The 25,643-nt window shown below is 61.4% G+C and carries 15 protein-coding genes and 5 rRNA genes; 4 read left to right on the top strand and 16 right to left on the bottom strand.

Features of this window, described 5'->3' with window-relative positions:
* Nucleotides 1–36: 36 nt before the first annotated feature.
* The 10 genes from LFT49_RS20020 to rpmB all read right to left on the bottom strand — a co-directional run bounded on the left by LFT49_RS20020 (nt 37) and on the right by rpmB (nt 16,783).
* A 23S ribosomal RNA gene (locus LFT49_RS20020) occupies nt 37–3,166 on the bottom strand.
* A gap of 497 nt (nt 3,167–3,663) precedes the next feature.
* A 16S ribosomal RNA gene (locus tag LFT49_RS20025) occupies nt 3,664–5,186 on the bottom strand.
* Together the 16S and 23S rRNA genes form the textbook arrangement of a ribosomal RNA operon.
* A 559-nt stretch (nt 5,187–5,745) precedes the next feature.
* Nucleotides 5,746–8,775, bottom strand: coding sequence for a glycoside hydrolase family 2 TIM barrel-domain containing protein (locus LFT49_RS20030; RefSeq protein ID WP_237429207.1), 3,030 nt, complete (start codon nt 8,773–8,775; stop codon nt 5,746–5,748).
* Nucleotides 8,776–8,872: 97 nt separating this feature from the next.
* The gene (locus tag LFT49_RS20035) at nt 8,873–9,883 is read right to left on the bottom strand and encodes a LacI family DNA-binding transcriptional regulator (RefSeq protein ID WP_237429208.1); all 1,011 of its coding nucleotides are present in this window, start codon (nt 9,881–9,883) and stop codon (nt 8,873–8,875) included.
* Between the two features lie 93 nt (nt 9,884–9,976).
* Nucleotides 9,977–10,093, bottom strand: a 5S ribosomal RNA gene (gene rrf, locus LFT49_RS20040).
* Between the two features lie 169 nt (nt 10,094–10,262).
* Nucleotides 10,263–13,392 (bottom strand): 23S ribosomal RNA (locus LFT49_RS20045).
* Between the two features lie 497 nt (nt 13,393–13,889).
* Nucleotides 13,890–15,412: ribosomal RNA gene (locus tag LFT49_RS20050) — 16S ribosomal RNA — on the bottom strand.
* A gap of 659 nt (nt 15,413–16,071) precedes the next feature.
* Nucleotides 16,072–16,377: a 30S ribosomal protein S14 gene (rpsN, locus tag LFT49_RS20055; RefSeq protein WP_009358853.1), complete on the bottom strand. Its 306-nt coding sequence runs from the start codon at nt 16,375–16,377 to the stop codon at nt 16,072–16,074.
* Between the two features lie 2 nt (nt 16,378–16,379).
* The gene (gene rpmG, locus LFT49_RS20060; RefSeq protein ID WP_013602737.1) at nt 16,380–16,547 is read right to left on the bottom strand and encodes a 50S ribosomal protein L33; all 168 of its coding nucleotides are present in this window, start codon (nt 16,545–16,547) and stop codon (nt 16,380–16,382) included.
* On the bottom strand, nt 16,547–16,783 hold the full coding sequence (rpmB, locus tag LFT49_RS20065; RefSeq protein WP_003798559.1) for a 50S ribosomal protein L28: 237 nt from the start codon (nt 16,781–16,783) through the stop codon (nt 16,547–16,549). Before rpmB ends, rpmG begins: the two co-directional genes overlap by 1 nt.
* Before the next feature lie 313 nt (nt 16,784–17,096).
* On the opposite strand from rpmB, the gene LFT49_RS20070 reads away from it, so the two are divergent.
* The 3 genes from LFT49_RS20070 to LFT49_RS20080 are packed head-to-tail and all read left to right on the top strand — an operon-like array spanning nt 17,097 to nt 19,904.
* Nucleotides 17,097–18,566, top strand: coding sequence for a ferredoxin reductase family protein (locus LFT49_RS20070; RefSeq protein ID WP_237429209.1), 1,470 nt, complete (start codon nt 17,097–17,099; stop codon nt 18,564–18,566).
* A complete protein-coding gene (locus tag LFT49_RS20075) occupies nt 18,563–19,108 on the top strand; it encodes an FMN-binding protein (RefSeq protein WP_237429210.1) in 546 nt (181 codons plus the stop codon). Before LFT49_RS20070 ends, LFT49_RS20075 begins: the two co-directional genes overlap by 4 nt.
* A gap of 46 nt (nt 19,109–19,154) precedes the next feature.
* Complete coding sequence (locus LFT49_RS20080) at nt 19,155–19,904, top strand: FAD:protein FMN transferase (RefSeq protein ID WP_236800193.1); 750 nt, start codon at nt 19,155–19,157, stop codon at nt 19,902–19,904.
* Between the two features lie 30 nt (nt 19,905–19,934).
* Here the strand turns inward: LFT49_RS20080 and LFT49_RS20085 are convergent, their stop codons facing one another.
* Both LFT49_RS20085 and LFT49_RS20090 read right to left on the bottom strand, forming a co-directional pair.
* The gene (locus LFT49_RS20085; RefSeq protein WP_237429211.1) at nt 19,935–20,696 is read right to left on the bottom strand and encodes an SGNH/GDSL hydrolase family protein; all 762 of its coding nucleotides are present in this window, start codon (nt 20,694–20,696) and stop codon (nt 19,935–19,937) included.
* Between the two features lie 56 nt (nt 20,697–20,752).
* Complete coding sequence (locus LFT49_RS20090) at nt 20,753–21,238, bottom strand: MarR family winged helix-turn-helix transcriptional regulator (RefSeq protein ID WP_236800195.1); 486 nt, start codon at nt 21,236–21,238, stop codon at nt 20,753–20,755.
* Between the two features lie 59 nt (nt 21,239–21,297).
* Between LFT49_RS20090 and LFT49_RS20095 the strand changes: the two genes are divergently transcribed.
* Nucleotides 21,298–21,603, top strand: a complete 306-nt coding sequence (locus LFT49_RS20095; protein ID WP_236800196.1) for a YciI family protein — start codon at nt 21,298–21,300, stop codon at nt 21,601–21,603.
* On the opposite strand, the gene LFT49_RS20100 is transcribed toward LFT49_RS20095, so the two are convergent.
* The 4 genes from LFT49_RS20100 to LFT49_RS20115 all read right to left on the bottom strand — a co-directional run bounded on the left by LFT49_RS20100 (nt 21,600) and on the right by LFT49_RS20115 (nt 25,633).
* On the bottom strand, nt 21,600–22,442 hold the full coding sequence (locus tag LFT49_RS20100; protein WP_237429212.1) for an SGNH/GDSL hydrolase family protein: 843 nt from the start codon (nt 22,440–22,442) through the stop codon (nt 21,600–21,602). The genes LFT49_RS20095 and LFT49_RS20100 overlap by 4 nt on opposite strands.
* Before the next feature lie 233 nt (nt 22,443–22,675).
* Nucleotides 22,676–23,683, bottom strand: a complete 1,008-nt coding sequence (locus tag LFT49_RS20105; protein ID WP_237430563.1) for a siderophore-interacting protein — start codon at nt 23,681–23,683, stop codon at nt 22,676–22,678.
* 59 nt (nt 23,684–23,742) lie between these two features.
* Complete coding sequence (locus LFT49_RS20110) at nt 23,743–24,558, bottom strand: ABC transporter ATP-binding protein (RefSeq protein ID WP_237429213.1); 816 nt, start codon at nt 24,556–24,558, stop codon at nt 23,743–23,745.
* A gap of 1 nt (nt 24,559) precedes the next feature.
* Entirely contained in the window at nt 24,560–25,633 is a 1,074-nt protein-coding gene (locus tag LFT49_RS20115) for a FecCD family ABC transporter permease (protein ID WP_237430564.1), read from the bottom strand.
* Nucleotides 25,634–25,643: the final 10 nt, after the last annotated feature.

Below are 25,643 nucleotides of genomic sequence, written 5' to 3' on the forward strand. Positions count from 1 at the left end.
ACATAGTGGACGCAAGCAGAGTTTTGTATGTTCTGTGTGGTGTAAGTTGTTGGCCTATTAGTACCGGTCAGCTTCACGAGTCGTTAGTCCTCGCTTCCACATCCGGCCTATCAACCCAGTGGTCTGGCTGGGGGCCTCTCACACCCGAGGGTGTATGGAAATCTCATCTTGAAGCGAGCTTCCCGCTTAGATGCTTTCAGCGGTTATCCCATCCGAACGTAGCTAATCAGCGGTGCACTTGGCAGTACAACTGACACACCAGAGGTTCGTCCGTCCCGGTCCTCTCGTACTAAGGACAGCCCTTCTCAAATTTCCTGCGCGCGCAGCGGATAGGGACCGAACTGTCTCACGACGTTCTAAACCCAGCTCGCGTACCGCTTTAATGGGCGAACAGCCCAACCCTTGGGACCTACTCCAGCCCCAGGATGCGACGAGCCGACATCGAGGTGCCAAACCATGCCGTCGATATGGACTCTTGGGCAAGATCAGCCTGTTATCCCCGAGGTACCTTTTATCCGTTGAGCGACGGCCATTCCACAATGTACCGCCGGATCACTAGTCCCGACTTTCGTCCCTGCTCGAGATGTCTCTCTCACAGTCAAGCTCCCTTGTGCACTTACACTCGACACCTGATTGCCAACCAGGCTGAGGGAACCTTTGGGCGCCTCCGTTACTTTTTAGGAGGCAACCGCCCCAGTTAAACTACCCATCAGGCACTGTCCCTGACCCGGATTACGGGCCGAAGTTAGATGTCCAAAGTGACCAGAGTGGTATTTCAACGATGACTCCACCCGAACTGGCGTCCGGGCTTCAACGTCTCCCACCTATCCTACACAAGCCACTCCGAACACCAATACCAAACTATAGTAAAGGTCTCGGGGTCTTTCCGTCCTGCTGCGCGTAACGAGCATCTTTACTCGTACTGCAATTTCGCCGAGTTTATGGTTGAGACAGCGGGGAAGTCGTTACTCCATTCGTGCAGGTCGGAACTTACCCGACAAGGAATTTCGCTACCTTAGGATGGTTATAGTTACCACCGCCGTTTACTGGGGCTTAAATTCTCAGCTTCGCCTTACGGCTAACCGGTCCTCTTAACCTTCCAGCACCGGGCAGGAGTCAGTCCGTATACATCGTCTTGCGACTTCGCACGGACCTGTGTTTTTAGTAAACAGTCGCTTCCCCCTGGTCTCTGCGGCCCCGATCCCCTCCCACCAGCAATGTGGTGTTCAAGGTTGGGGCCCCCCTTCTCCCGAAGTTACGGGGGCATTTTGCCGAGTTCCTTAACCATAATTCTCTCGATCGCCTTGGTATTCTCTACCTGATCACCTGTGTCGGTTTGGGGTACGGGCGGCTAAAACCTCGCGTCGATGCTTTTCTCGGCAGCATAGGATCACCAAATCCCCCCATACGGGGGTCCCATCAGATCTCAGGCCATATGAATGGCGGATTTGCCTACCATTCGCCCTACATCCTTAGACCGGGACAACCATCGCCCGGCTCGGCTACCTTCCTGCGTCACACCTGTTAATACGCTTGCCTCCCGGGATCAGGTCCTGCGCTCCACCAAAACCCTTCACCCACAAGGGGTGTCAGGCAGGTTTCGGGCAGTTAGTATCCCCCGCTCAGCATGGGCGGTTTTTCGCCGGTACGGGAATATCAACCCGTTGTCCATCGACTACGCCTGTCGGCCTCGCCTTAGGTCCCGACTTACCCAGGGCAGATTAGCTTGACCCTGGAACCCTTGATCATTCGGCGGACGGGTTTCTCACCCGTCTTTCGCTACTCATGCCTGCATTCTCACTCGTGTAGGCTCCACCACTGGTTTACACCGCAGCTTCACCGCCCACACGACGCTCCCCTACCCATCCACACTCCTGAACCACGAAGGCTAGGACAACATGTGAATGCCACAACTTCGGCGGTGTACTTGAGCCCCGCTACATTGTCGGCGCGGAATCACTTGACCAGTGAGCTATTACGCACTCTTTTAAGGGTGGCTGCTTCTAAGCCAACCTCCTGGTTGTCTGGGCAACTCCACATCCTTTCCCACTTAGCACACGCTTAGGGGCCTTAGTTGGTGGTCTGGGCTGTTTCCCTCTCGACTATGAAGCTTATCCCCCACAGTCTCACTGCTGCGCTCTCACTTACCGGCATTCGGAGTTTGGCTGACGTCAGTAACCTTGTAGGGCCCATTAGCCATCCAGTAGCTCTACCTCCAGCAAGAAACACGCAACGCTGCACCTAAATGCATTTCGGGGAGAACCAGCTATCACGAAGTTTGATTGGCCTTTCACCCCTACCCACAGCTCATCCCCTCCATTTTCAACTGAAGTGGGTTCGGTCCTCCACGACGTCTTACCGTCGCTTCAACCTGGCCATGGGTAGATCACTTCGCTTCGGGTCTAGATCACGCCACTCACACGCCCTATTCAGACTCGCTTTCGCTACGGCTGCCCCACACGGGTTAACCTCGCGACGTAACACTAACTCGCAGGCTCATTCTTCAAAAGGCACGCCGTCACCAGAATCAGACTGGCTCCGACGGATTGTAAGCACACGGTTTCAGGTACTGTTTCACTCCCCTCCCGGGGTACTTTTCACCTTTCCCTCACGGTACTGGTCCGCTATCGGTCATTAGGTAGTATTTAGGCTTATCAGGTGGTCCTGACAGATTCGCACGGGATTTCTCGGGCCCCGTACTACTTGGGATACTCTCACAGGCGGTACAAACACATTACGGTTACGGGACTAACACCCTCTCTGGCCGGCCTTTCAAAACCGTTCACCTATGCGCGCACATCACACCCCACCAGCCCGGCAGAACTGGTATGGAAAGTCCCACAACCCCGACCATGCAACGCCCGCCGGCTATCACACATGGAACGGTTTAGCCTGATCCGCGTTCGCTCGCCACTACTAACGGAATCACTATTGTTTTCTCTTCCTGCGGGTACTGAGATGTTTCACTTCCCCGCGTTCCCCCCACGCACCCTATGTGTTCAGGTACGGGTCACCAGGCAACTCACGCCCCTGGCGGGGTTTCCCCATTCGGACACCCTGGGATCACAGTCCGGTTATCGACTCCCCCAGGCTTATCGCAGATTCCTACGTCCTTCTTCGGCTCCTAATGCCAAGGCATCCACCGTGTGCTCTTAAAAACTTGACCACAAAGATCAAAAACATTTTCGAGAGAACCACAGAAACTGTCCCGCGCACCCAAAGGCACACGAACCAGATCCAGGTTCATAATCTTGGAAATTGCTTCTTATACAAGATGCTCGCGTCCACTATGTAGTTCTCAAACAACAACCCCACACCACACACCCCACACACAAACCCCCAAAAAAAGGAGTCAAACACGTGCAGGAACGTCATGGCAGGGAAACCAGAAACAAACAAACCCGGGAAAACTCCCCGGCCCTGTTGCCTCAGGACCCAACAGTGTGCCAAACACTAAACCACCCGGAAACCCCCCGGCCCACCGTTCCAGAACCACCAGGGTTCGTACTAAAGAAGACCAAAAGACCAGACAGCCGCTATTTGTTGATATTCCACCCTTGAGCACCCGCCACGGAACAGTCGTCCGTGCAACGGGCCTTTACTCCTGACAACACACCCACCACCAACATGCATTGGCGACGGATCATTGTAGGTGCTCCTTAGAAAGGAGGTGATCCAGCCGCACCTTCCGGTACGGCTACCTTGTTACGACTTAGTCCCAATCGCCAGTCCCACCTTCGACAGCTCCCTCCCACAAGGGGTTAGGCCACCGGCTTCGGGTGTTACCAACTTTCGTGACTTGACGGGCGGTGTGTACAAGGCCCGGGAACGTATTCACCGCAGCGTTGCTGATCTGCGATTACTAGCGACTCCGACTTCATGGGGTCGAGTTGCAGACCCCAATCCGAACTGAGACCGGCTTTTTGGGATTAGCTCCACCTCACAGTATCGCAACCCTTTGTACCGGCCATTGTAGCATGCGTGAAGCCCAAGACATAAGGGGCATGATGATTTGACGTCGTCCCCACCTTCCTCCGAGTTGACCCCGGCAGTCTCCCATGAGTCCCCGGCACTACCCGCTGGCAACATGGAACGAGGGTTGCGCTCGTTGCGGGACTTAACCCAACATCTCACGACACGAGCTGACGACAACCATGCACCACCTGTAAACCAACCCCAAAGGGGAAGGACTGTTTCCAGCCCGGTCTGGTTCATGTCAAGCCTTGGTAAGGTTCTTCGCGTTGCATCGAATTAATCCGCATGCTCCGCCGCTTGTGCGGGCCCCCGTCAATTCCTTTGAGTTTTAGCCTTGCGGCCGTACTCCCCAGGCGGGGCACTTAATGCGTTAGCTACGGCGCGGAAAACGTGGAATGTCCCCCACACCTAGTGCCCAACGTTTACGGCATGGACTACCAGGGTATCTAATCCTGTTCGCTCCCCATGCTTTCGCTCCTCAGCGTCAGTTAATGCCCAGAGACCTGCCTTCGCCATCGGTGTTCCTCCTGATATCTGCGCATTTCACCGCTACACCAGGAATTCCAGTCTCCCCTACATCACTCTAGTCTGCCCGTACCCACCGCAGATCCGGAGTTGAGCCCCGGACTTTCACGGCAGACGCGACAAACCGCCTACGAGCTCTTTACGCCCAATAATTCCGGATAACGCTTGCGCCCTACGTATTACCGCGGCTGCTGGCACGTAGTTAGCCGGCGCTTCTTCTGCAGGTACCGTCACTTACGCTTCTTCCCTACTGAAAGAGGTTTACAACCCGAAGGCCGTCATCCCTCACGCGGCGTCGCTGCATCAGGCTTTCGCCCATTGTGCAATATTCCCCACTGCTGCCTCCCGTAGGAGTCTGGGCCGTGTCTCAGTCCCAGTGTGGCCGGTCACCCTCTCAGGCCGGCTACCCGTCGTCGCCTTGGTAGGCCATTACCCCACCAACAAGCTGATAGGCCGCGAGTCCATCCAAAACCACAAAAGCTTTCCACCAACCACCATGCGATGATCAGTCATATCCGGTATTAGACCCAGTTTCCCAGGCTTATCCCAGAGTCAAGGGCAGGTTACTCACGTGTTACTCACCCGTTCGCCACTAATCCACCAGCAAGCTGGCATCATCGTTCGACTTGCATGTGTTAAGCACGCCGCCAGCGTTCATCCTGAGCCAGGATCAAACTCTCCGTTGAAAACAAACAGACACAACCACAACCACCGGAAATAACGGCGACCACGGCTGCACAAAATTTGAAACCAGCCAAAAACACCATGCACACCACGGGGTGGCGGCACAGCACAATCAACCAATCACATTACATAATCGGTATCAACAAACTTGGCACACTATTGAGTTCTCAAACAACAGACACACCCGGCACCACCCAAACCAACGTTCAGGATCGCTCCGGAGCAACTTTTCAAACTTACCCGATCCGGCCCGGCTTTGCAAACCACGTTCCCGCGTCCAAAACCACCAGAATCAGCCCCCACCCACACAGCACGCCACAAAAGCGAACCATTTCCAGGCCGTTCAAAAAAGGGGGGTTGGCCGCTATCTTTCCGCTTCAGCGGCGGCGACTCAGAAAACAATACCCCCACACAACCCCCACCGCAAATCGGGTAGAAAGAACCCAAGGTACCGCCGTAAACCCCGGAATGGCGGGGTTTTCGGCGGCAAACACCAGGCCTGGCATGCGAACAGAGCAGGAGAACGGCTTCTATGGAGTGGGTCACATCCGGACGGGTTTCTTACTCCACGCGCAGGACTACCTCGAAGTCAGCCTCCCGCGGCTTCAGTCGGTAGGGCTCCAGCACCCCGGGTCCACAGGCCGCGGTCCCCACGCCCCTCAAGGCGTGGTCCAAGTAAATGTAAGTGCGGCCGTCCGGCGCGAGGTCAGGCCTGTGGTTCGCAGCGGCAAGCACGTCCAGGCCATAGGGCCGAACCGTCAGGGCAAACGGCTCGCCGGAAAGTCGCAGCTGCCTACCCCCGGTCTGCAGGACGGCGGACCGCACGCCGGACCGGGCGCCCGACTCTTGGGGGCGGACGTAGTCAACATCCAGGCCGGCGGGAGTCGATTCGAACCATCCCAGACGTGCGCCCTGGCCGGTGTCCGGGTAACTCTGATGCGGACCTTGGCCCAGCCATCCCACAGAGCCTGTCTCCGCCCCCAGAATGAGCTCCAGCCCGATCCGGGCCCACTCGACGTCGAAGCCCGCGTTGACCCAGTCTCCTACAGGTTTGACCTGCGTCCGGAGTGCCAGCGAACCGTCACTGCTGGTCCACAGGTAGTCCACCAGTACCCCAAACTGCTTGTCCGCCGCGGCGACGCGCGTGCTCACGCGAAGGTGCTCACCGCCGTCGTCCGTTGACTCCGCACTGATTCCCAGCAGGCGGGGGTGCAACCGGTGGAGTCCTGCGTCCTGCCATTGGGTGGCAAGCGGGCGGGGGTCCGCGCCGCCCCATTCGCGCCCAAGGTCGTTGTCGGTCGGCGGCCACCACAGGACCAAGGCGAGTTTCTCAACAGGCAGCCCGGCAATCGAGGTGGGCATCCCCGTGGCCCGGTCGAATACCGCAGTGCCGAGCCGCAGCTCCTCGTCTCCCACCTCCACGAAGTCGCGGGCCGGCACCCCCGCACCCGGAGGAGCGAAGCGGGCCCCCTGCCCCCAGGCGATCTCGTGGCCGTCACCGGCCCAGGCGGTGTCTGCGGCCAGCACGGCACTGACGGTGAGTATGGCGTCGGAGTCCTCCGACAGCCCCGCCGCAAACTCTCCAACCTCCGCCGGCAACTCCACAGCAGCCTGGGACTGAGGTGCCAGCGGGGCGATGGCCACCGATCCCTCACGCTGTATCACGCCGCCGGCCTCCACCTTGTACTGGAAGCGGAAGGCTGAGGTGTCCGCGAAATCCTGCCCGTTCCGGACAGTGAAGCCTGTCCAGGACGGCGAGACGTCGATATGCAGCGGTTCAACCACCTTCTTGAAGTCCAGGAGTCCAGGACGGGGTTTCCGGTTGGCGTCCACCAGCCCGTCGGTGACGAAGTTTCCATCGTGGACCTCTTCGCCGAAGTCCCCGCCGTATGCGAAATGCTCACCGCCTCCCGGAGAAGGCACCGTGATCCCGTGCTCCAGCCACTCCCAGACGAAGCCGCCCATGAGTCGCGGGTACTTTTCGAACAGCTCCTGGTACTCGCTCATGCCGCCCGGCCCGTTGCCCATGGCGTGCACGTATTCGCACAGCACGAACGGCATGGCGCGGCGGCGCGCGTCGAGTCCGGCGTCCTCCAGCGGCGGTTCGATGCCCTGGCCGATGAGCGCCGTCTCGGCCTGGCTGGCATACATCCGGGAGTAGACATCCACATCGGGCGAGGACCAGTCGCCTTCGTAGTGGATGGGCCGGGACGGGTCCCTGTCCTTGGTCCAGCGGGACATGGCCGCGAGGTTCCGCCCGGTGCCCGCCTCGTTGCCCAGCGACCACATGATCACGGACGGGTGGTTCTTGTCGCGCTCCACCGTCCGCTGCATCCGGTCCAGCAGCGCACCTTCCCACCGCGGGTCATCGCTGGGGTTCTGCGCCCACCCGGCACTGTGGAAGCCATGGGTTTCGAGGTCGCATTCAAGGACCACGTAGAAACCCAGCTGGTCCGCCAGCGCCAGGAAATCGGGGTGCGGCGGGTAGTGCGAAGTCCGGATGGCATTGATGTTGTGCTGTTTCATCAGCCGCAGTTCCGATTCCATGACCTCCCGGGGCACGGCACGGCCCAGCCGGGGATGGTGCTCATGGCGGTTCACGCCGCGCAGCAGGATGCGGCGGCCGTTCACCTTGAACTGGGCGTCTTCGATGGTGATGCTCCGGAAGCCCAGCTGCAGCGAAACCGTCTCGCCGGGCGTGCTGGCCGTTGCATCGTAGAGGCGGGGGACTTCCGCGGACCAGGGTTCCACGGCGGGAATGCGCTGCTCGGTGCCCGACAGCAGTTCAAGGCCAAGTTCCGGAACACGTACGACGGCGTCAACCGGCTGCCCGGCTCGGGTCACCTCAATGCGGAGCACGCCTTCGCCCGTGCCCGGGTCATAGCCTGCGTGGACAAAGACGTCATCGATGCCGTCCGCCGGCCGGGCCTGGAGTGTCACGTCCCGGAAGATCCCGGGGAGCCACCACATGTCCTGGTCCTCCACGTAACTTGCGGCGGAGAACTGGGCCACCCTCACGGCCAACGTGTTGGTGCCTTCAACAAGGACCCCCGAGACGTCGAACTCGTGGGCCAGCCGGCTACCCCGGGTGGTACCAAGCTCCACTCCGTTCAGCCATACGGTTCCGGCATTGTCGATGCCGTCGAACCGCAGGAGCGCATGCGGGAAGAACTCCGGGCCTGCGTGAAAGGTCACCACGTGGTCACCGATCGGGTTGGCGTCCGGCACATGGGGCGGTTCCACCGGGAACGGGAACTGGACATTGGTGTAGGCCGGTGACCCGTGGCCGTGCATGTTCCAGCTGGATGGGACGGGAAGGGTGGTGAAGCCATCCAGATCTTTTCCCTGCTGCCATCCGTCTTTGGGGGCTGTCCGGATTCCCGGGCTCAGCCGGAACTGCCACTCACCGTTCAGCGAGACCCGCGCTGCATCCGACGCCAGGTAGGCCCGCGCGGGAAGGCTGCCCCGGCCTGGTTCCAGTGAGGCGAGTTCGGCGACGTCCTCGCTGCCTAGCTCGAGGTTGCGGGAAGCGCCTGCGGTTGCCCTGCCGGAGTGGACGCCGGCGGTAGCGGCGGGGAGGTGCACAGACATGTGGTTTCCTTGCTTGGGACGTTGACCGGGGCCGCTGCGTGAACGTTCACGTAGGCGCAGCAAGAGCTTATCGCTTTGCGCGTCATTTGAGTAGGGGTCAGGCGGATTGCCGGAGAACCAGCTGGTGCTGAAGGGTCAGGTAGGCGGCAGGGCTGCGCTCCGCGATTGAGCCGGACAGCAACCCGTCCAGGAGTCCGACGGCGGCCCGGCCCACCGCGCGGAGGTCCAGCGACAGGGTGGTCAGCTCGGGCGTCAAGAGTTCGCCCAGCGGTATTCCGTCCATGCCCATGACCGCACAGTCGCCGGGAACAGCTACGCCTGCTTCCTGCAGGGCCTTCAGCACTCCTGCGGCCATGAGGTCATTGAAAGCGAGAATGCCGTCGGGCCCTCCGCCGCCGGCCGGTCCGAGGCCAGCTATGGCCAGCCTCGCCCCGTCCGCGGATGGCGCGGCCTGGAGGCGGGTGAGCTGCATGCCGGCGCCAGCCGCCACAGCTGCTGCGGCGGCGCTGCGGCTGCTGGGCGGGCCTCCCTGGTCGGAGTCCAGGAAGGCGATGTTACGGCAGCCCCGGGACACCAGGTGCGTGAGCCCGAGCCGGGCTGCGTGGTGGAAATCAAAAGCAATTCCGCCGGCCGTGCCCGCGTTTGGCGAGTCAAGTGCGACGACGGGGCGGCGGCCCATGATGTCCTGGGCTTCGTCGGGATGGGGCGCGAGGTAGCCAATCAGCGCGTCCACCTGGGGTGCCAGCCGGGCGGCAGCGTCCACCGCGCTTCCGCTGCCGTGGCCGTAGTCGTCCACCACCACATTCCACCCGCGGGAGGTGGCCGCCTCCACCACGCTGGAGGCAAAGGCAGGGAAATAAGGGTTGGTCAGATCGGGGATGGCGAGGCCGACAGAGATCCGGGCGCCCTGGACCAATCCCTTTGCGAAGCGGCTGGGGGTGTAGCCCAGCTCTGCCGCGAGCTTCTGGACCCGTTCCCTGGTCTCCTGGCTGATGCCTGTCATACCGTTCATGGCTCGGGTCACGGTTTGGCGTGATACGCCTGCTGCCGCCGCCACGTCCAGGATGGTGGCGCGCTTGGGCGCGGGGCCGGAGCTTCGGGGGGTCATAACCGGTAAGTCTAAGCGTCCCCGGTACCCTTTTTGGTTGTTAAATGTGGGAGGCCCCAACCGTGTGGTTGGGGCCTCGACCAGTTAATGATGTTCCGGCGGTGACCTACTCTCCCACACCCTCCCGGGTGCAGTACCATCGGCGCTGTGGGTCTTAGCTTCCGGGTTCGGAATGGGACCGGGCGTTTCCCCCACGCTATGACCGCCGTAACCTTTTCACCCGAACCCCTTAGGTGTTGCCGGGGGTGGGAAGACTGTGGTTACAACATTGGTGGTGTTGTTGTATGTAGTTGTTGGTTCCGTGCCATCGACCCCGGGTGTTGGGGGTTGTTGGTTGGGAACCACATAGTGGACGCAAGCAGAGTTTTGTATGTTCTGTGTGGTGTAAGTTGTTGGCCTATTAGTACCGGTCAGCTTCACGAGTCGTTAGTCCTCGCTTCCACATCCAGCCTATCAACCCAGTGGTCTGGCTGGGGGCCTCTCACACCCGAGGGTGTATGGAAATCTCATCTTGAAGCGAGCTTCCCGCTTAGATGCTTTCAGCGGTTATCCCATCCGAACGTAGCTAATCAGCGGTGCACTTGGCAGTACAACTGACACACCAGAGGTTCGTCCGTCCCGGTCCTCTCGTACTAAGGACAGCCCTTCTCAAATTTCCTGCGCGCGCAGCGGATAGGGACCGAACTGTCTCACGACGTTCTAAACCCAGCTCGCGTACCGCTTTAATGGGCGAACAGCCCAACCCTTGGGACCTACTCCAGCCCCAGGATGCGACGAGCCGACATCGAGGTGCCAAACCATGCCGTCGATATGGACTCTTGGGCAAGATCAGCCTGTTATCCCCGAGGTACCTTTTATCCGTTGAGCGACGGCCATTCCACAATGTACCGCCGGATCACTAGTCCCGACTTTCGTCCCTGCTCGAGATGTCTCTCTCACAGTCAAGCTCCCTTGTGCACTTACACTCGACACCTGATTGCCAACCAGGCTGAGGGAACCTTTGGGCGCCTCCGTTACTTTTTAGGAGGCAACCGCCCCAGTTAAACTACCCATCAGGCACTGTCCCTGACCCGGATTACGGGCCGAAGTTAGATGTCCAAAGTGACCAGAGTGGTATTTCAACGATGACTCCACCCGAACTGGCGTCCGGGCTTCAACGTCTCCCACCTATCCTACACAAGCCACTCCGAACACCAATACCAAACTATAGTAAAGGTCTCGGGGTCTTTCCGTCCTGCTGCGCGTAACGAGCATCTTTACTCGTACTGCAATTTCGCCGAGTTTATGGTTGAGACAGCGGGGAAGTCGTTACTCCATTCGTGCAGGTCGGAACTTACCCGACAAGGAATTTCGCTACCTTAGGATGGTTATAGTTACCACCGCCGTTTACTGGGGCTTAAATTCTCAGCTTCGCCTTACGGCTAACCGGTCCTCTTAACCTTCCAGCACCGGGCAGGAGTCAGTCCGTATACATCGTCTTGCGACTTCGCACGGACCTGTGTTTTTAGTAAACAGTCGCTTCCCCCTGGTCTCTGCGGCCCCGATCCCCTCCCACCAGCAATGTGGTGTTCAAGGTTGGGGCCCCCCTTCTCCCGAAGTTACGGGGGCATTTTGCCGAGTTCCTTAACCATAATTCTCTCGATCGCCTTGGTATTCTCTACCTGATCACCTGTGTCGGTTTGGGGTACGGGCGGCTAAAACCTCGCGTCGATGCTTTTCTCGGCAGCATAGGATCACCAAATCCCCCCATACGGGGGTCCCATCAGATCTCAGGCCATATGAATGGCGGATTTGCCTACCATTCGCCCTACATCCTTAGACCGGGACAACCATCGCCCGGCTCGGCTACCTTCCTGCGTCACACCTGTTAATACGCTTGCCTCCCGGGATCAGGTCCTGCGCTCCACCAAAACCCTTCACCCACAAGGGGTGTCAGGCAGGTTTCGGGCAGTTAGTATCCCCCGCTCAGCATGGGCGGTTTTTCGCCGGTACGGGAATATCAACCCGTTGTCCATCGACTACGCCTGTCGGCCTCGCCTTAGGTCCCGACTTACCCAGGGCAGATTAGCTTGACCCTGGAACCCTTGATCATTCGGCGGACGGGTTTCTCACCCGTCTTTCGCTACTCATGCCTGCATTCTCACTCGTGTAGGCTCCACCACTGGTTTACACCGCAGCTTCACCGCCCACACGACGCTCCCCTACCCATCCACACTCCTGAACCACGAAGGCTAGGACAACATGTGAATGCCACAACTTCGGCGGTGTACTTGAGCCCCGCTACATTGTCGGCGCGGAATCACTTGACCAGTGAGCTATTACGCACTCTTTTAAGGGTGGCTGCTTCTAAGCCAACCTCCTGGTTGTCTGGGCAACTCCACATCCTTTCCCACTTAGCACACGCTTAGGGGCCTTAGTTGGTGGTCTGGGCTGTTTCCCTCTCGACTATGAAGCTTATCCCCCACAGTCTCACTGCTGCGCTCTCACTTACCGGCATTCGGAGTTTGGCTGACGTCAGTAACCTTGTAGGGCCCATTAGCCATCCAGTAGCTCTACCTCCAGCAAGAAACACGCAACGCTGCACCTAAATGCATTTCGGGGAGAACCAGCTATCACGAAGTTTGATTGGCCTTTCACCCCTACCCACAGCTCATCCCCTCCATTTTCAACTGAAGTGGGTTCGGTCCTCCACGACGTCTTACCGTCGCTTCAACCTGGCCATGGGTAGATCACTTCGCTTCGGGTCTAGATCACGCCACTCACACGCCCTATTCAGACTCGCTTTCGCTACGGCTGCCCCACACGGGTTAACCTCGCGACGTAACACTAACTCGCAGGCTCATTCTTCAAAAGGCACGCCGTCACCAGAATCAGACTGGCTCCGACGGATTGTAAGCACACGGTTTCAGGTACTGTTTCACTCCCCTCCCGGGGTACTTTTCACCTTTCCCTCACGGTACTGGTCCGCTATCGGTCATTAGGTAGTATTTAGGCTTATCAGGTGGTCCTGACAGATTCGCACGGGATTTCTCGGGCCCCGTACTACTTGGGATACTCTCACAGGCGGTACAAACACATTACGGTTACGGGACTAACACCCTCTCTGGCCGGCCTTTCAAAACCGTTCACCTATGCGCGCACATCACACCCCACCAGCCCGGCAGAACTGGTATGGAAAGTCCCACAACCCCGACCATGCAACGCCCGCCGGCTATCACACATGGAACGGTTTAGCCTGATCCGCGTTCGCTCGCCACTACTAACGGAATCACTATTGTTTTCTCTTCCTGCGGGTACTGAGATGTTTCACTTCCCCGCGTTCCCCCCACGCACCCTATGTGTTCAGGTACGGGTCACCAGGCAACTCACGCCCCTGGCGGGGTTTCCCCATTCGGACACCCTGGGATCACAGTCCGGTTATCGACTCCCCCAGGCTTATCGCAGATTCCTACGTCCTTCTTCGGCTCCTAATGCCAAGGCATCCACCGTGTGCTCTTAAAAACTTGACCACAAAGATCAAAAACATTTTCGAGAGAACCACAGAAACTGTCCCGCGCACCCAAAGGCACACGAACCAGATCCAGGTTCATAATCTTGGAAATTGCTTCTTATACAAGATGCTCGCGTCCACTATGTAGTTCTCAAACAACAACCCCACACCACACACCCCACACACAAACCCCCAAAAAAAGGAGTCAAACACGTGCAGGAACGTCATGGCAGGGAAACCAGAAACAAACAAACCCGGGAAAACTCCCCGGCCCTGTTGCCTCAGGACCCAACAGTGTGCCAAACACTAAACCACCCGGAAACCCCCCGGCCCACCGTTCCAGAACCACCAGGGTTCGTACTAAAGAAGACCAAAAGACCAGACAGCCGCTATTTGTTGATATTCCACCCTTGAGCACCCGCCACGGAACAGTCGTCCGTGCAACGGGCCTTTACTCCTGACAACACACCCACCACCAACATGCATTGGCGACGGATCATTGTAGGTGCTCCTTAGAAAGGAGGTGATCCAGCCGCACCTTCCGGTACGGCTACCTTGTTACGACTTAGTCCCAATCGCCAGTCCCACCTTCGACAGCTCCCTCCCACAAGGGGTTAGGCCACCGGCTTCGGGTGTTACCAACTTTCGTGACTTGACGGGCGGTGTGTACAAGGCCCGGGAACGTATTCACCGCAGCGTTGCTGATCTGCGATTACTAGCGACTCCGACTTCATGGGGTCGAGTTGCAGACCCCAATCCGAACTGAGACCGGCTTTTTGGGATTAGCTCCACCTCACAGTATCGCAACCCTTTGTACCGGCCATTGTAGCATGCGTGAAGCCCAAGACATAAGGGGCATGATGATTTGACGTCGTCCCCACCTTCCTCCGAGTTGACCCCGGCAGTCTCCCATGAGTCCCCGGCACTACCCGCTGGCAACATGGAACGAGGGTTGCGCTCGTTGCGGGACTTAACCCAACATCTCACGACACGAGCTGACGACAACCATGCACCACCTGTAAACCAACCCCAAAGGGGAAGGACTGTTTCCAGCCCGGTCTGGTTCATGTCAAGCCTTGGTAAGGTTCTTCGCGTTGCATCGAATTAATCCGCATGCTCCGCCGCTTGTGCGGGCCCCCGTCAATTCCTTTGAGTTTTAGCCTTGCGGCCGTACTCCCCAGGCGGGGCACTTAATGCGTTAGCTACGGCGCGGAAAACGTGGAATGTCCCCCACACCTAGTGCCCAACGTTTACGGCATGGACTACCAGGGTATCTAATCCTGTTCGCTCCCCATGCTTTCGCTCCTCAGCGTCAGTTAATGCCCAGAGACCTGCCTTCGCCATCGGTGTTCCTCCTGATATCTGCGCATTTCACCGCTACACCAGGAATTCCAGTCTCCCCTACATCACTCTAGTCTGCCCGTACCCACCGCAGATCCGGAGTTGAGCCCCGGACTTTCACGGCAGACGCGACAAACCGCCTACGAGCTCTTTACGCCCAATAATTCCGGATAACGCTTGCGCCCTACGTATTACCGCGGCTGCTGGCACGTAGTTAGCCGGCGCTTCTTCTGCAGGTACCGTCACTTACGCTTCTTCCCTACTGAAAGAGGTTTACAACCCGAAGGCCGTCATCCCTCACGCGGCGTCGCTGCATCAGGCTTTCGCCCATTGTGCAATATTCCCCACTGCTGCCTCCCGTAGGAGTCTGGGCCGTGTCTCAGTCCCAGTGTGGCCGGTCACCCTCTCAGGCCGGCTACCCGTCGTCGCCTTGGTAGGCCATTACCCCACCAACAAGCTGATAGGCCGCGAGTCCATCCAAAACCACAAAAGCTTTCCACCAACCACCATGCGATGATCAGTCATATCCGGTATTAGACCCAGTTTCCCAGGCTTATCCCAGAGTCAAGGGCAGGTTACTCACGTGTTACTCACCCGTTCGCCACTAATCCACCAGCAAGCTGGCATCATCGTTCGACTTGCATGTGTTAAGCACGCCGCCAGCGTTCATCCTGAGCCAGGATCAAACTCTCCGTTGAAAACAAACAGACACAACCACAACCACCGGAAATAACGGCGACCACGGCTGCACAAAATTTGAAACCAGCCAAAAACACCATGCACACCACGGGGTGGCGGCACAGCACAATCAACCAATCACATTACATAATCGGTATCAACAAACTTGGCACACTATTGAGTTCTCAAACAACAGACACACCCGGCACCACCCAAACCAACGTTCAGGATCGCTCCGGAGCAACTTTTCAAACTTACCCGATCCCCGCATCCGACGCAAATCCGTCTTTCAGGATTCTCATCGATGTGGAGGTCGGTTCCCCACCAGTTTCCAGCGCCCTAAAGAGCAACCAGATTTTGGCTTTGATTTTTGGGGGTTTTGGCCGCCCGTGGTGATCAGTTCTTCACTGTCTCCCCCGCGGCGACTTAGAAAACAATACACGGACTCGGGGCCCACCGCAAACCGTCGTCCGGAAGCGGTGAAAACCCCGGAATCGCGCGGCAGGACGGGCCATTGTGCCGCCCAGGCTGCCTGCCGCCGTCGTGATTCCCGTCTGTGGTCTCCGGCACAGCGCCAACGTGGCGCTCCCAGCGCGCAGGGGAGGAACTTAAACGCAGAAGGGCCGGCAACCCTAAGGTTGCCGGCCCTTCTCAAGCAGCTGGTATCAGCGGTGCTGGATTACCAGGATGACTTGGTGATGCCCGGGAGTTCGCCCTTGTGTGCCATGTCGCGGAAGCGAACACGGGAGATGCCGAACTTCTGGAAGGTGCCACGGGGGCGGCCGTCGATGATGTCGCGGTTACGCAGACGGATCGGGGACGCGTTGCGGGGCAGCTTCTGCAGGCCCAGGCGGGCTGCTTCGCGTGCTTCGTCGGTTGCGTTTTCGTCAACCAGGGTCTTCTTCAGCTCGAGGCGCTTTGCAGCGTAACGCTCAACGATGACCTTGCGCTGCTCGTTGCGAGCAATCTTGGACTTCTTAGCCATGTTTAGCGCTCCTCTCGGAATTCGACGTGCTGGCGGATCTTGGGGTCGTACTTCTTCAGGACCATGCGGTCAGGATCGTTACGACGGTTCTTGCGGGTTACGTAGGTGTAACCCGTGCCCGCGGTCGACTTGAGCTTGATGATGGGACGTACGTCCTTGTCCTTAGCCACTAGAGCTTCACCCCGCGAGCCAGAATGTCGGCGACGACAACGTCGATGCCGCGTACGTCGATGGTCTTGATGCCCTTTGCAGAAACCTGCAGCGTGACATTACGGCGCAGGGACGGAACCCAGTAGCGCTTCTTCTGAATGTTCGGATCGAACCGACGCTTGTTGCGGCGGTGCGAGTGCGAAATGCTGTGCCCAAAGCCCGGCTCGGCCCCGGTCACTTGGCAGTGTGCTGCCATGACTTCTCCTCAAGAATTGAAAGTAATGATCCGCATATCTGCTGCTGGACCATGCTGCTAAGGCGACCCACAGAATGTACGGGCAACGGTTAGTTACGCAACTTGAGCCCCTAACTACCGGCCACCCTGGAGAAAATTACCGGGCAACCGGAGCAATTGCGCACGCTCCGCGCACTTAGCGCCTACCAAGTCTACGAGTTGACGCAATTAAAGACCAATCGGGTGTATAAGGGCGCCGCCGCCGTCCAAGGTCACAGCCCGCGGTTGCCCCTTTTCACAGCAGCGGCATAGCTTCGCCCAGCATGTTGGATGCATGAACACGCAGCTCCTGCCGGCATCACCGGCTGCAAGCAGCTCCGGCCGCCCGGAGCTATCACCGACCACAAAGAGCCCCGCCCGCGGCTGGTTCTCCCGGCAACACCGCCAGCGCATGCTGCGGACGGATCTCCTGACTGTCATCGCCTGGGCGTCCGTCGCCGCGGCAATCGCCCTTTGGCTTGCCGACGGCGGGGCCACCGACATCACGTCGCCCGCCTCTTTGTTCACGGCGGCAGGGATCGTGGCGGGACTGGCGGGCATGGACCTGGTCCTGCTCATGCTGCTCCTGGCCGCAAGGGTCCCCTTCATTGACCGCACCATCGGTCACGACCGCGCGCTGGAGTTCCACCGAAAACTGGGGAAACCCTCCCTCTACCTGCTGCTGGCACACGGCGTGCTGCTGGCCATCGGGTATGGCATGGCAGAAGGACTGGATCCGGTCAGCGAGTCCATCAACCTGTGGTTGCAGGTGCCCGACATGTGGCTGGCCTTCGTCTCCATGGCGCTGTTTATCGCCGTCGTGGTGACGTCGCTGGTGGCTGTCCGCCGCCGCTTCCCCTACGAGTTCTGGTACGTGGTCCACCTGTTGACGTACGCGGCCGTTGCCACCTCGATCCCGCACCAGTTCAGCGTGGGGGGCCTCTTTGCGGCCGGGACGTGGCAGCGCTGGTACTGGCTTGCCATCTGCATCTACACCGGTACGGCCCTGGTGTACTTCCGCATCCTGGAGCCGGTACTGGCATCGGCACGGCACCAGCTGACCGTGGCCCGCGTTGAGCCCGTGGCACCAGGCGTGGTGAACATTGTGATGCGGGGCCGGAAGCTTGACCAGCTGGCTGGAACGGGCGGACGCTTCTTCATCTGGCGCTTCCTCTCCCCGGGCATGTGGTGGCATCCCCACCCCTTCAGCCTGTCCGCCGAACCCGTCTTCAACGGCCCGGACGGCCAGGGGACCCTGCGGGTGACGGTCCGCAACCTTGGCAATGGCTCCGCCCAGCTCCTCCGGCTGCGGAAGGGAACCAAAGTGGCACTGGAGGGCCCTTACGGCCTGCTCAGCACAGCTGCCCGGACCAGGAACAAGGTAGTGATGATCGGCGCCGGGATTGGCATCACGCCCCTGCGGGCATTGCTGGAAACCACGCCTTTTGCACCCGGCGAGGCGACGGTCCTGCTCCGCGGCCGTACAGACCAGGAGCTGTATCTCAGCAGCGAGATCCTCGACCTCTGCCAGGCCCGCGGCGTCCGGCTCTTCCACCTCACGGGACAACGCTCCCGCACCACGTCCACGTGGCTTCCCGAGGACGCCGTCCGGAGCGGTTACAGCCTCACCTCCTACGTGCCGGACATCGCGGATGCGGACGTCTACGTCTGCGGCCCGGCGGTGTGGGCGGCCAACGTCATAGCGGACGCCGGGAAGGCCGGCGTCCCCGAGGAACAGATCCATCACGAAAGGTTTGACTGGTGAAAATACGCGGAACAATTGCAGCGGCCCTGGCCTCCGCCGGGATCCTCCTGGCGGGTTGGCAGACGGGCACGCAGGCAGGCGGCATCAGCACCGTCGCATCGAGTACGACGGCGGCAGGCACCACGGGTTCGACGGGTACAGGCTCGTCCGGCCCGGGAACGTCCAGGTCTTCGGGCACCGCCGGCACTTCCGGAGCCGCCGGCCCGTCCAGCTCCTCAGGTACCTCAGGGTCGTCCGGCTCCTCCGGGTCCTCGAACTCCTCGGCCGCCGGCACCTACAAGGGCAACACGGTGCAGACCCGGTTCGGTCCCGTGCAGGTCCAGATCACGGTGGCCAACGGGAAAATCACGGATGTCACAGCCCTCCAGCTCACCAATACCGACGGCAAGTCCATCCAGATCAGCAACCGCGCGGCTCCCCTGCTTCGCAGCAAGGTCCTCGCGGCACAGTCGGCAAATGTCCAAACCGTCAGCGGCGCCACCATCACCAGCGACGCGTACCTGACCTCACTCCAGGCAGCCATCGATGCAGCAAACCTCTGACCCCCGGACGGCGACCAGCACATTGAAGGCGCGCACTTTTCAGTGCATGGGAACCGTCATCGGGCTCACCATGCCCGTGGACTCCCCCGCGGAAGGGCAGCCGGGGTTCGATGAGCTGGGCGCCGCCACCGCCGTCGTCGAATGCCTTTTCCGGGACCTGGACGAAACGTTCAGCCTGTACCGCCCCGATTCGGAGGCCAGCAAACTGGCCCGGGGTGACCTGAAGCTTCCGCAGGCCCCGGCGCAGATGCGCGAACGGTACGCCGAGGCGCATGAATGGCGGCTCCGCACGGAAGGCGCCTTCACCCCGGAAAGGCCTGACGGCGTGCTGGACCTGTCCGGGATCGTCAAGGGCCATGCCATCCGCGAGGCAGGAACGTCGCTGCTGGCCCTGGGCCGGCGGGACTGGTGCCTCAACGCCGGCGGCGACGTCCTGGTGAGCGGCTCGCCGCATCCCGAAAGAACGCAGCCGTGGAAGGCCGGCGTCGTGGATCCCGCGGACCGCCGCACCCTGATCACCGGTTATCCGCTGGGCGGGAACAGCCGCCACGCGGCAATAGCCACATCCGGCTCTGCCGAACGCGGCGAGCACATCTGGCGGGTGGGAAACGGCGGCGAATTCGTCCAGGTCACCGTGGCAGCCGCGGACATCGTTACCGCCGATGTCCTGGCCACCGCAATCGTCGCCGGCGGGACGCGCATGCTGAACCGCGCCGCGGTCGGGTGGGATGTTGCTGTGATGGCCATCCGGGCCGACGGCTCCATGCTGGCCACGCCGGGCTTTCAGCCCTCCTGACGCGGGTTGGGCGGTTGGCCGGTATTCCCGCTACAGCCGGGTGAACTGCGGGTACTTGGGCTGCAGGTTGTCCCCGGATGACTTGCCGGTGACGCGGCGGACCACCCACGGCGCTGCATACTCACGGAACCACTGGGCGTTGGCGCGGATGGCTTCGGAACGGCTCAGCTCCGGGACGGGCGTCATGGGCGGGACGTCGATGGAGTGGTCGTATTTGAGGACCTCAAGGACGCGCTTGGCCATGTTGCCGTGGCCGGCGGCGGACATGTGCATCCGGTCGTGCCCCCACATGCCCCAGTCGTAGTACTCGCTGAAGCGCCAGTAGTCCACCAACAGGGCGCCATGGTCCCCCGCAATCCCCCGGACCAGCTCGTTGTAGATGGCCGTGCGGCCGCGCATGGTGCCGAAAACCTTTGAACCCCGGGCATCGAATCCGGTGAACATCACCACGGTGGCGCCGGTTGCAGACAACTTTCCGACGGCGTCGTTGTATTCCGCCAGGAGGTCGTCGATGTCCACTTTGGGACGCAGGATGTCGTTGGCACCGGCGTAGATGGTCACCAGGGTGGGGTTAAGTTCGACGGCGGCGTCCACCTGCTCTGCCAGGATTTGGCGGAGTTTCCTACCCCGGATGGCGAGATTGGCGTAACCGAAGTTGGGATCGGCGGCGCAGAGCTGTTCAGCTACGCGGTCTGCCCAGCCGCGGACACCGTTGGGGCGTGTGGGATCGTCGTCACCAACACCCTCCGTGAAGGAGTCGCCAAGTGCCACGAACCGGGAAGTGAAATCCATGCGGCTAGTTTGCCATCCGTTGCCAGAAGCAACCAATCGACCGGCGTCTGCCCGGGTCAGGCCGGCTTTTCGCGAAGAATCCAATGGTCCGTGTCCAGCCGGCCCACCACTTTTTCGCCGATGCGGGCCAGGTCCAGCACATCCTGCTCAGTCAGGGCGTCGAGGAACAGGTCCCGGACGTCCTCCACGTGGGTTGGAGCCAGCCCCACGATAGTGGCCATGCCTTCCTCGGTGAGGTGCGCGGTGGTCACCCTGGCATCGGAGGGGTGCGGACGGCGTTCCACCCAGCCCCGCTTCTGCAGCTTGGTGACCACGTGCGAAAGGCGGGACAGCGACGCGCTGCTGCGGGCAGCGAGTTCGCTCATGGGCAGGAACCGGTCCTCCGCTTCGGAGAGCATGGCCAGCACGGTGTAGTCGAAGAGGGACAGCTTCCCCGCAGCGTGCAGCCTGGTGTCCAGGGCCGCCGGCAGCAGGGTGTTGATGCTCACCAGTGCCAGCCAGGCGCGGCGTTCGTCAGCGGTCAGCCAGCGGGGTTCGGTCATGGTCCCCATTCTACGATTGATCTTTCAACCAGCCGCTCCGGCCCCGGTAGGCTTGCCGCATGTATGTTGTCTCCCTCACCTACCGCGTGCCCCAGGAGATTGTCGACTTCCACAACGACGCCCACATCGCCTGGCTGCAGAAGGCGTTCGACGACGGCGTGTTCATCGCCGCCGGCCGAAAGATTCCCCGGACCGGAGGGCTGCTCCTCTCGCAGGCCGAACGGGAAACCCTCGATGCGAGCCTGGCGCAGGATCCGTTTTACACCAACGGTGTTGCCGACTTCGAAGTGATGGAGTTCCACGCCGGCCGGGTGGCCTCCGGGTACGAAATCCTGCTGGACACCCCGCCCGCGCCTACCGCCTAAGGCGCCGTCCCGCCGTCGTATTCTTCTGCGGCCAGCTTCTTCAGTCCGCCTTTCCGCGGCACCCTCACCGGCTGCGGCCAGCGCGGGGTGAGCGTGTCCCCCAGCGTGACGCCGCGGAGCTTGCGGCCAAAGAGCGGCAGGACCCAGTCGTGGACCCAGCGCCGTTGCCGCCGCTCCCATTCGCGCAGCCCCAGCCTGGGCGGCGGTTCCCAGTCCTTGGGCTTGATCTTGTGCGGAACGCCCAACTGGTCCAGAACTTGGCCCGCCAGGTATTTGTGCCCGGCTCTGGACATGTGGAGCCGGTCCGAATCCCACATCCGGCGGTCGTGGAACGCGTCCAGGCACCAGTAGTCCACCAGTACGGCCCCGTATTTCTCCGCAATCTCCCGAACCCGCTGGTTGTAGTAGGTGTTGCGCTTCTTCAGCGGCTCCAGCAGCGCGGACACCTTGACGTCGAAACCGGTGAAGAGGACAAGAACCGCACCCGTGCCGGCGAGTCTCGCGACCAGCTGCTCGTACGCCTCCATGAGCGCGGGCATGTCCGTTTTCAGGTCCAGGATGTCATTGCCGCCGGCGTACAGGGTGACCAGTGTGGGCCGCATCCGCAGTGCGGGTTCCAGCTGCTCAACGATGATGTGCCGCAGGCGCTTGCTCCTGATGGCCAGGTTGGCGTATCTCCACCCGGGCTGCGCCTTGGCAAGTTTCTCGGCCACCCGGTCGGCCCAGCCCCGCACCCCGTTGGGCAACCGCTCATCCCGGTCCCCCACCCCTTCGGTAAACGAGTCCCCAAGGGCAACAAACACCCGCCGCCCGGAATCAGGAAGCAAGGATTCAGGCACCGCCCCAACGTAACGGCGGAAGGAAAAGGAAGTACGACGCCGGGATGAACAGTAAGTGAGCGGGCGTTTCGGTTTGGCCCACCAAAAGTGAGCGGGCGTCGCAGGGAAGACCGAGGGTAAGGGAACGTTCCGGCCAGGGCGGCGGGAGGGACATCCGGCAGCGTGCGTCTAAGCGAGGAACGAGCGAGCACGCAGAGGATGTGCCTCCCGCCGCACCAAGCGGGAGGCACAGGCTACCCCTCGGCCTTGCCCTGCCGCCAGTAACCCATGAACGCCACCTGCTTTCGGTCAATCCCTACGTCCCGGACAAGGTACCGGCGGAGGTCCTTGATGACGGCGGCTTCGCCCGCGATCCAGGCGTAGAAGGGCAGTGCGCCGGCCGGCAGGTGGGGGTTCCTGGTGGCGCTGATCCCCTCGGTGCCCAGGCGGGCGGGTGTCTCCCACAGGATGTCTTCATCGACGTTGACGTCTTCGGGCTCGGGCCCTGCGCCGCCGTCGTCCACTTTGATGCCCACCCAGCCGGGCACGGGGACGGCTTTGCGGACCGCCTCCTGCAGCAGCTGACCGTGCGGCCGGGACCTGCCGATAGCGGCACCGCGGGCCAGCCACGTGATCTCGATGTCGGCCGGAGAGCTGAGTTCCAGGAAGTCGCCCGCCTGTGGAACCTCCAGGAACGCGTGGCCGCTCATGTATGACGGGAGGGTTTCGAGGATGGCGGAGATGGCCGGGACGGCTGTTTCGTCGCCGGCGAGCAGGATGCGCTGGGCCAGGCCCGGGCGCCACTCGATGCCGGAGTAGGTTTCCGCCGTGATGCAGTGCGCGGCCCGGTTGTTGGGGCCGATGATGGTCAGTGCGTCGCCGGGCTGGGCGTTCCATGCCCAACCCGCGGCCGGCCCGGCCAGCTCGTCCCCGTCCACGTGCATCACGAAGTCGACGTCGATCTCCGGGTACACCCCGTCCAGCCGGGCTTCCCGGACGGTGTAGGTGCGCATCGAGCCGCGCAGATCCGGATCCATCGCCAGCCAGTTCCGGTACCAGCCGGCATCACTCGTCTGGAAGGCTGGGAGCGGCAGGGGTGTGCCGTCCGCGGCCAGCGACGGAATCACGAGCTTGATCCGCAGGTCCCGCGTCTCCCCATGAACGCCGAAGTCCCGCAACGAGTAGCCGCCGAACGTGATCCTCCGGAACGTGGGGCTGAGCTGCCGGACGGCGGAGACTGTGACCTCGAAAGCCAGGCTCATGGGCTGGGCCGACACCGGCTGCGCGGCGATTGGCTGGGCTGCTGCGGTTTCGCGGGTTCTCACGGGATGAGCTCCAGTTCGTTGGCCGTGGCGTGGTGGCGGCCAATGGGAATGATGAGTGGGGTACCGGAAACGGGATCGGGGATGACACTGCTGTCCAAACCGAACACGTCACGGACCAGGCCTTCGGTCACCACCTCAGCCGGTAAACCCATGGCCACTACCGCACCGTCCTTCATGGCGATGACATTGTCCGCGTACCGTGCAGCGAGGTTGAGGTCGTGCAGGACGATGGCCACTGTGGTGCCGCGGGTGCGGTTCAGGTCCGTCACCAGGTCCAGGACCTCCACCTGGTGAGCCAGGTCGAGGTAGGTGGTGGGCTCGTCCAGCAGCAGGACCTCGGTTTCCTGCGCCAGCGCCATCGCGATCCAGGCCCGCTGCCGCTGCCCGCCGGAGAGCTCGTCCACGTCGCGCCCGGCAAGCTCCAGCGTTCCGGTGGTTTCCAGCGCGCGCTGCACCGCGGCGTCGTCCTTTTCGCTCCAGCTGCGGAAGAAGCCCTGGTGCGGGTAGCGGCCCCGGCCCACCAAGTCGCGCACGGTGATGCCGTCCGGAGCGGTGGGGTGCTGGGGCAAGAGGCCCAAGGTACGGGCCAGCTCCCGGGCCGGGCGGGTGTGGATGTCCTTGCCGTCCAGGGCCACCGTGCCGGCAGCGGGCTTCAGGAGCCGGGACAGGCCGCGGAGCAGAGTGGATTTTCCGCAGGCGTTGGCGCCCACGATCATGGTCACCTTTCCTTCGGGGATCCGGACGCTGAGCCCGTCCACGACGCAGCGCTGGTCGTATTTGAGGGTCAGGTCCTGGGCTTCGAGAACTGCCACGTCAGGCATCCTTTCGGTTGGCCGTGACCAGGAGCCACAGCAGGAACGGGGCGCCGAGCGCACCGGTAATGACGCCCACCGGCAGGACGGTGCCGTCCAGCAGCAGGGGCGCCAGGTTGGCAGCGAAGTAGTCCGCGGCCAGGACAATCAGTGCACCCACAAGGGCCGACGCCGGCAGGCTGGCTTTCCCGGTCAAGCGGCGGGCGATGGGCCCCGCCAGGAAGGCGACGAATGAGACCGGCCCGGCTGCCGCCGTCGCCACTGCTGCCAGTGACACCGCAACGAACACCAAGACCAGCCGCGCTGTGTTCACCCGGACGCCGAGGCCCGCAGCGGCGTCGTCACCGAGCTCAAGGATTCGCAGCGGCCCGGCGATGAGCGCGACGGCGGGGACCAGCGCCGCGAGCGCGAGGATCAGGATGCCTGCGCGTTCCCAGTTGGCGGAGTTCAGGGATCCGTTGAGCCATACGAGGGCGTCGGCGGCGGTGCGGATGTCGGCGCGGGTCATCAGGAAGCTGACCACAGCCTGCAGGGCAGCGGCGATGCCCACCCCGGCCAGCACCAGCCGGTTTCCCGCAGCGCTGCCCCGACCGGTTCCGCGGCGCTTCCCGCCGTTCGAGATTGCGTGAATCAGGGCAGCAACGGCCAGGGCCCCCGCCAGCGCCGCCCCGGACACCGCGGCGCCGGCTGCCCCAAATACGACGATGGCAACCACGGCGGCGGCACTGGCGCCGGAGCTGATGCCGATGACATCCGGGCTGGCCAGGGGGTTGCGCAGCATGGTCTGGAAGAGAGCGCCCGCCAGGCCGAAGGCAATCCCGATCAGGGTGCCGATCACGGCCCGGGGCAGCTTGCTCTCCATCACGATGAAGCTGGCGCCTGGCATCCTCGGTCCGCCGGTCAGGTGGTTGGTGACGATGGTGAAGACATCCGGAATGGTCACCGTGTAGCTGCCCAGCAGGACCGATGCGAAAAACATCAGCATCACCCCGGCGGCCAGGATCGCGGTCCGGTTTCCTCCGCGAGATGGCAGATAACCCCAATGTCTGCGCGCAGGACTGCCGTTAAGTGCCATCTCGCGGGGT

Source organism: Arthrobacter sp. FW306-06-A (genome assembly GCF_021870055.1).
GTDB lineage: Bacteria > Actinomycetota > Actinomycetes > Actinomycetales > Micrococcaceae > Arthrobacter.

Coding starts and splice junctions, on each gene's coding strand:
- LFT49_RS20030 (WP_237429207.1), bottom strand. CDS start 8,775: ATGTCTGTGCACCTCCCCGCCGCTACCGCCGGCGTCCACTCCGGCAGG.
- LFT49_RS20035 (WP_237429208.1), bottom strand. CDS start 9,883: ATGACCCCCCGAAGCTCCGGCCCCGCGCCCAAGCGCGCCACCATCCTG.
- rpsN (WP_009358853.1), bottom strand. CDS start 16,377: ATGGCTAAGAAGTCCAAGATTGCTCGCAACGAGCAGCGCAAGGTCATC.
- rpmB (WP_003798559.1), bottom strand. CDS start 16,783: ATGGCAGCACACTGCCAAGTGACCGGGGCCGAGCCGGGCTTTGGGCAC.
- LFT49_RS20070 (WP_237429209.1), top strand. CDS start 17,097: ATGAACACGCAGCTCCTGCCGGCATCACCGGCTGCAAGCAGCTCCGGC.
- LFT49_RS20080 (WP_236800193.1), top strand. CDS start 19,155: ATGGGAACCGTCATCGGGCTCACCATGCCCGTGGACTCCCCCGCGGAA.
- LFT49_RS20085 (WP_237429211.1), bottom strand. CDS start 20,696: ATGGATTTCACTTCCCGGTTCGTGGCACTTGGCGACTCCTTCACGGAG.
- LFT49_RS20090 (WP_236800195.1), bottom strand. CDS start 21,238: ATGACCGAACCCCGCTGGCTGACCGCTGACGAACGCCGCGCCTGGCTG.
- LFT49_RS20095 (WP_236800196.1), top strand. CDS start 21,298: ATGTATGTTGTCTCCCTCACCTACCGCGTGCCCCAGGAGATTGTCGAC.
- LFT49_RS20105 (WP_237430563.1), bottom strand. CDS start 23,683: ATGAGCCTGGCTTTCGAGGTCACAGTCTCCGCCGTCCGGCAGCTCAGC.
- LFT49_RS20115 (WP_237430564.1), bottom strand. CDS start 25,633: ATGGCACTTAACGGCAGTCCTGCGCGCAGACATTGGGGTTATCTGCCA.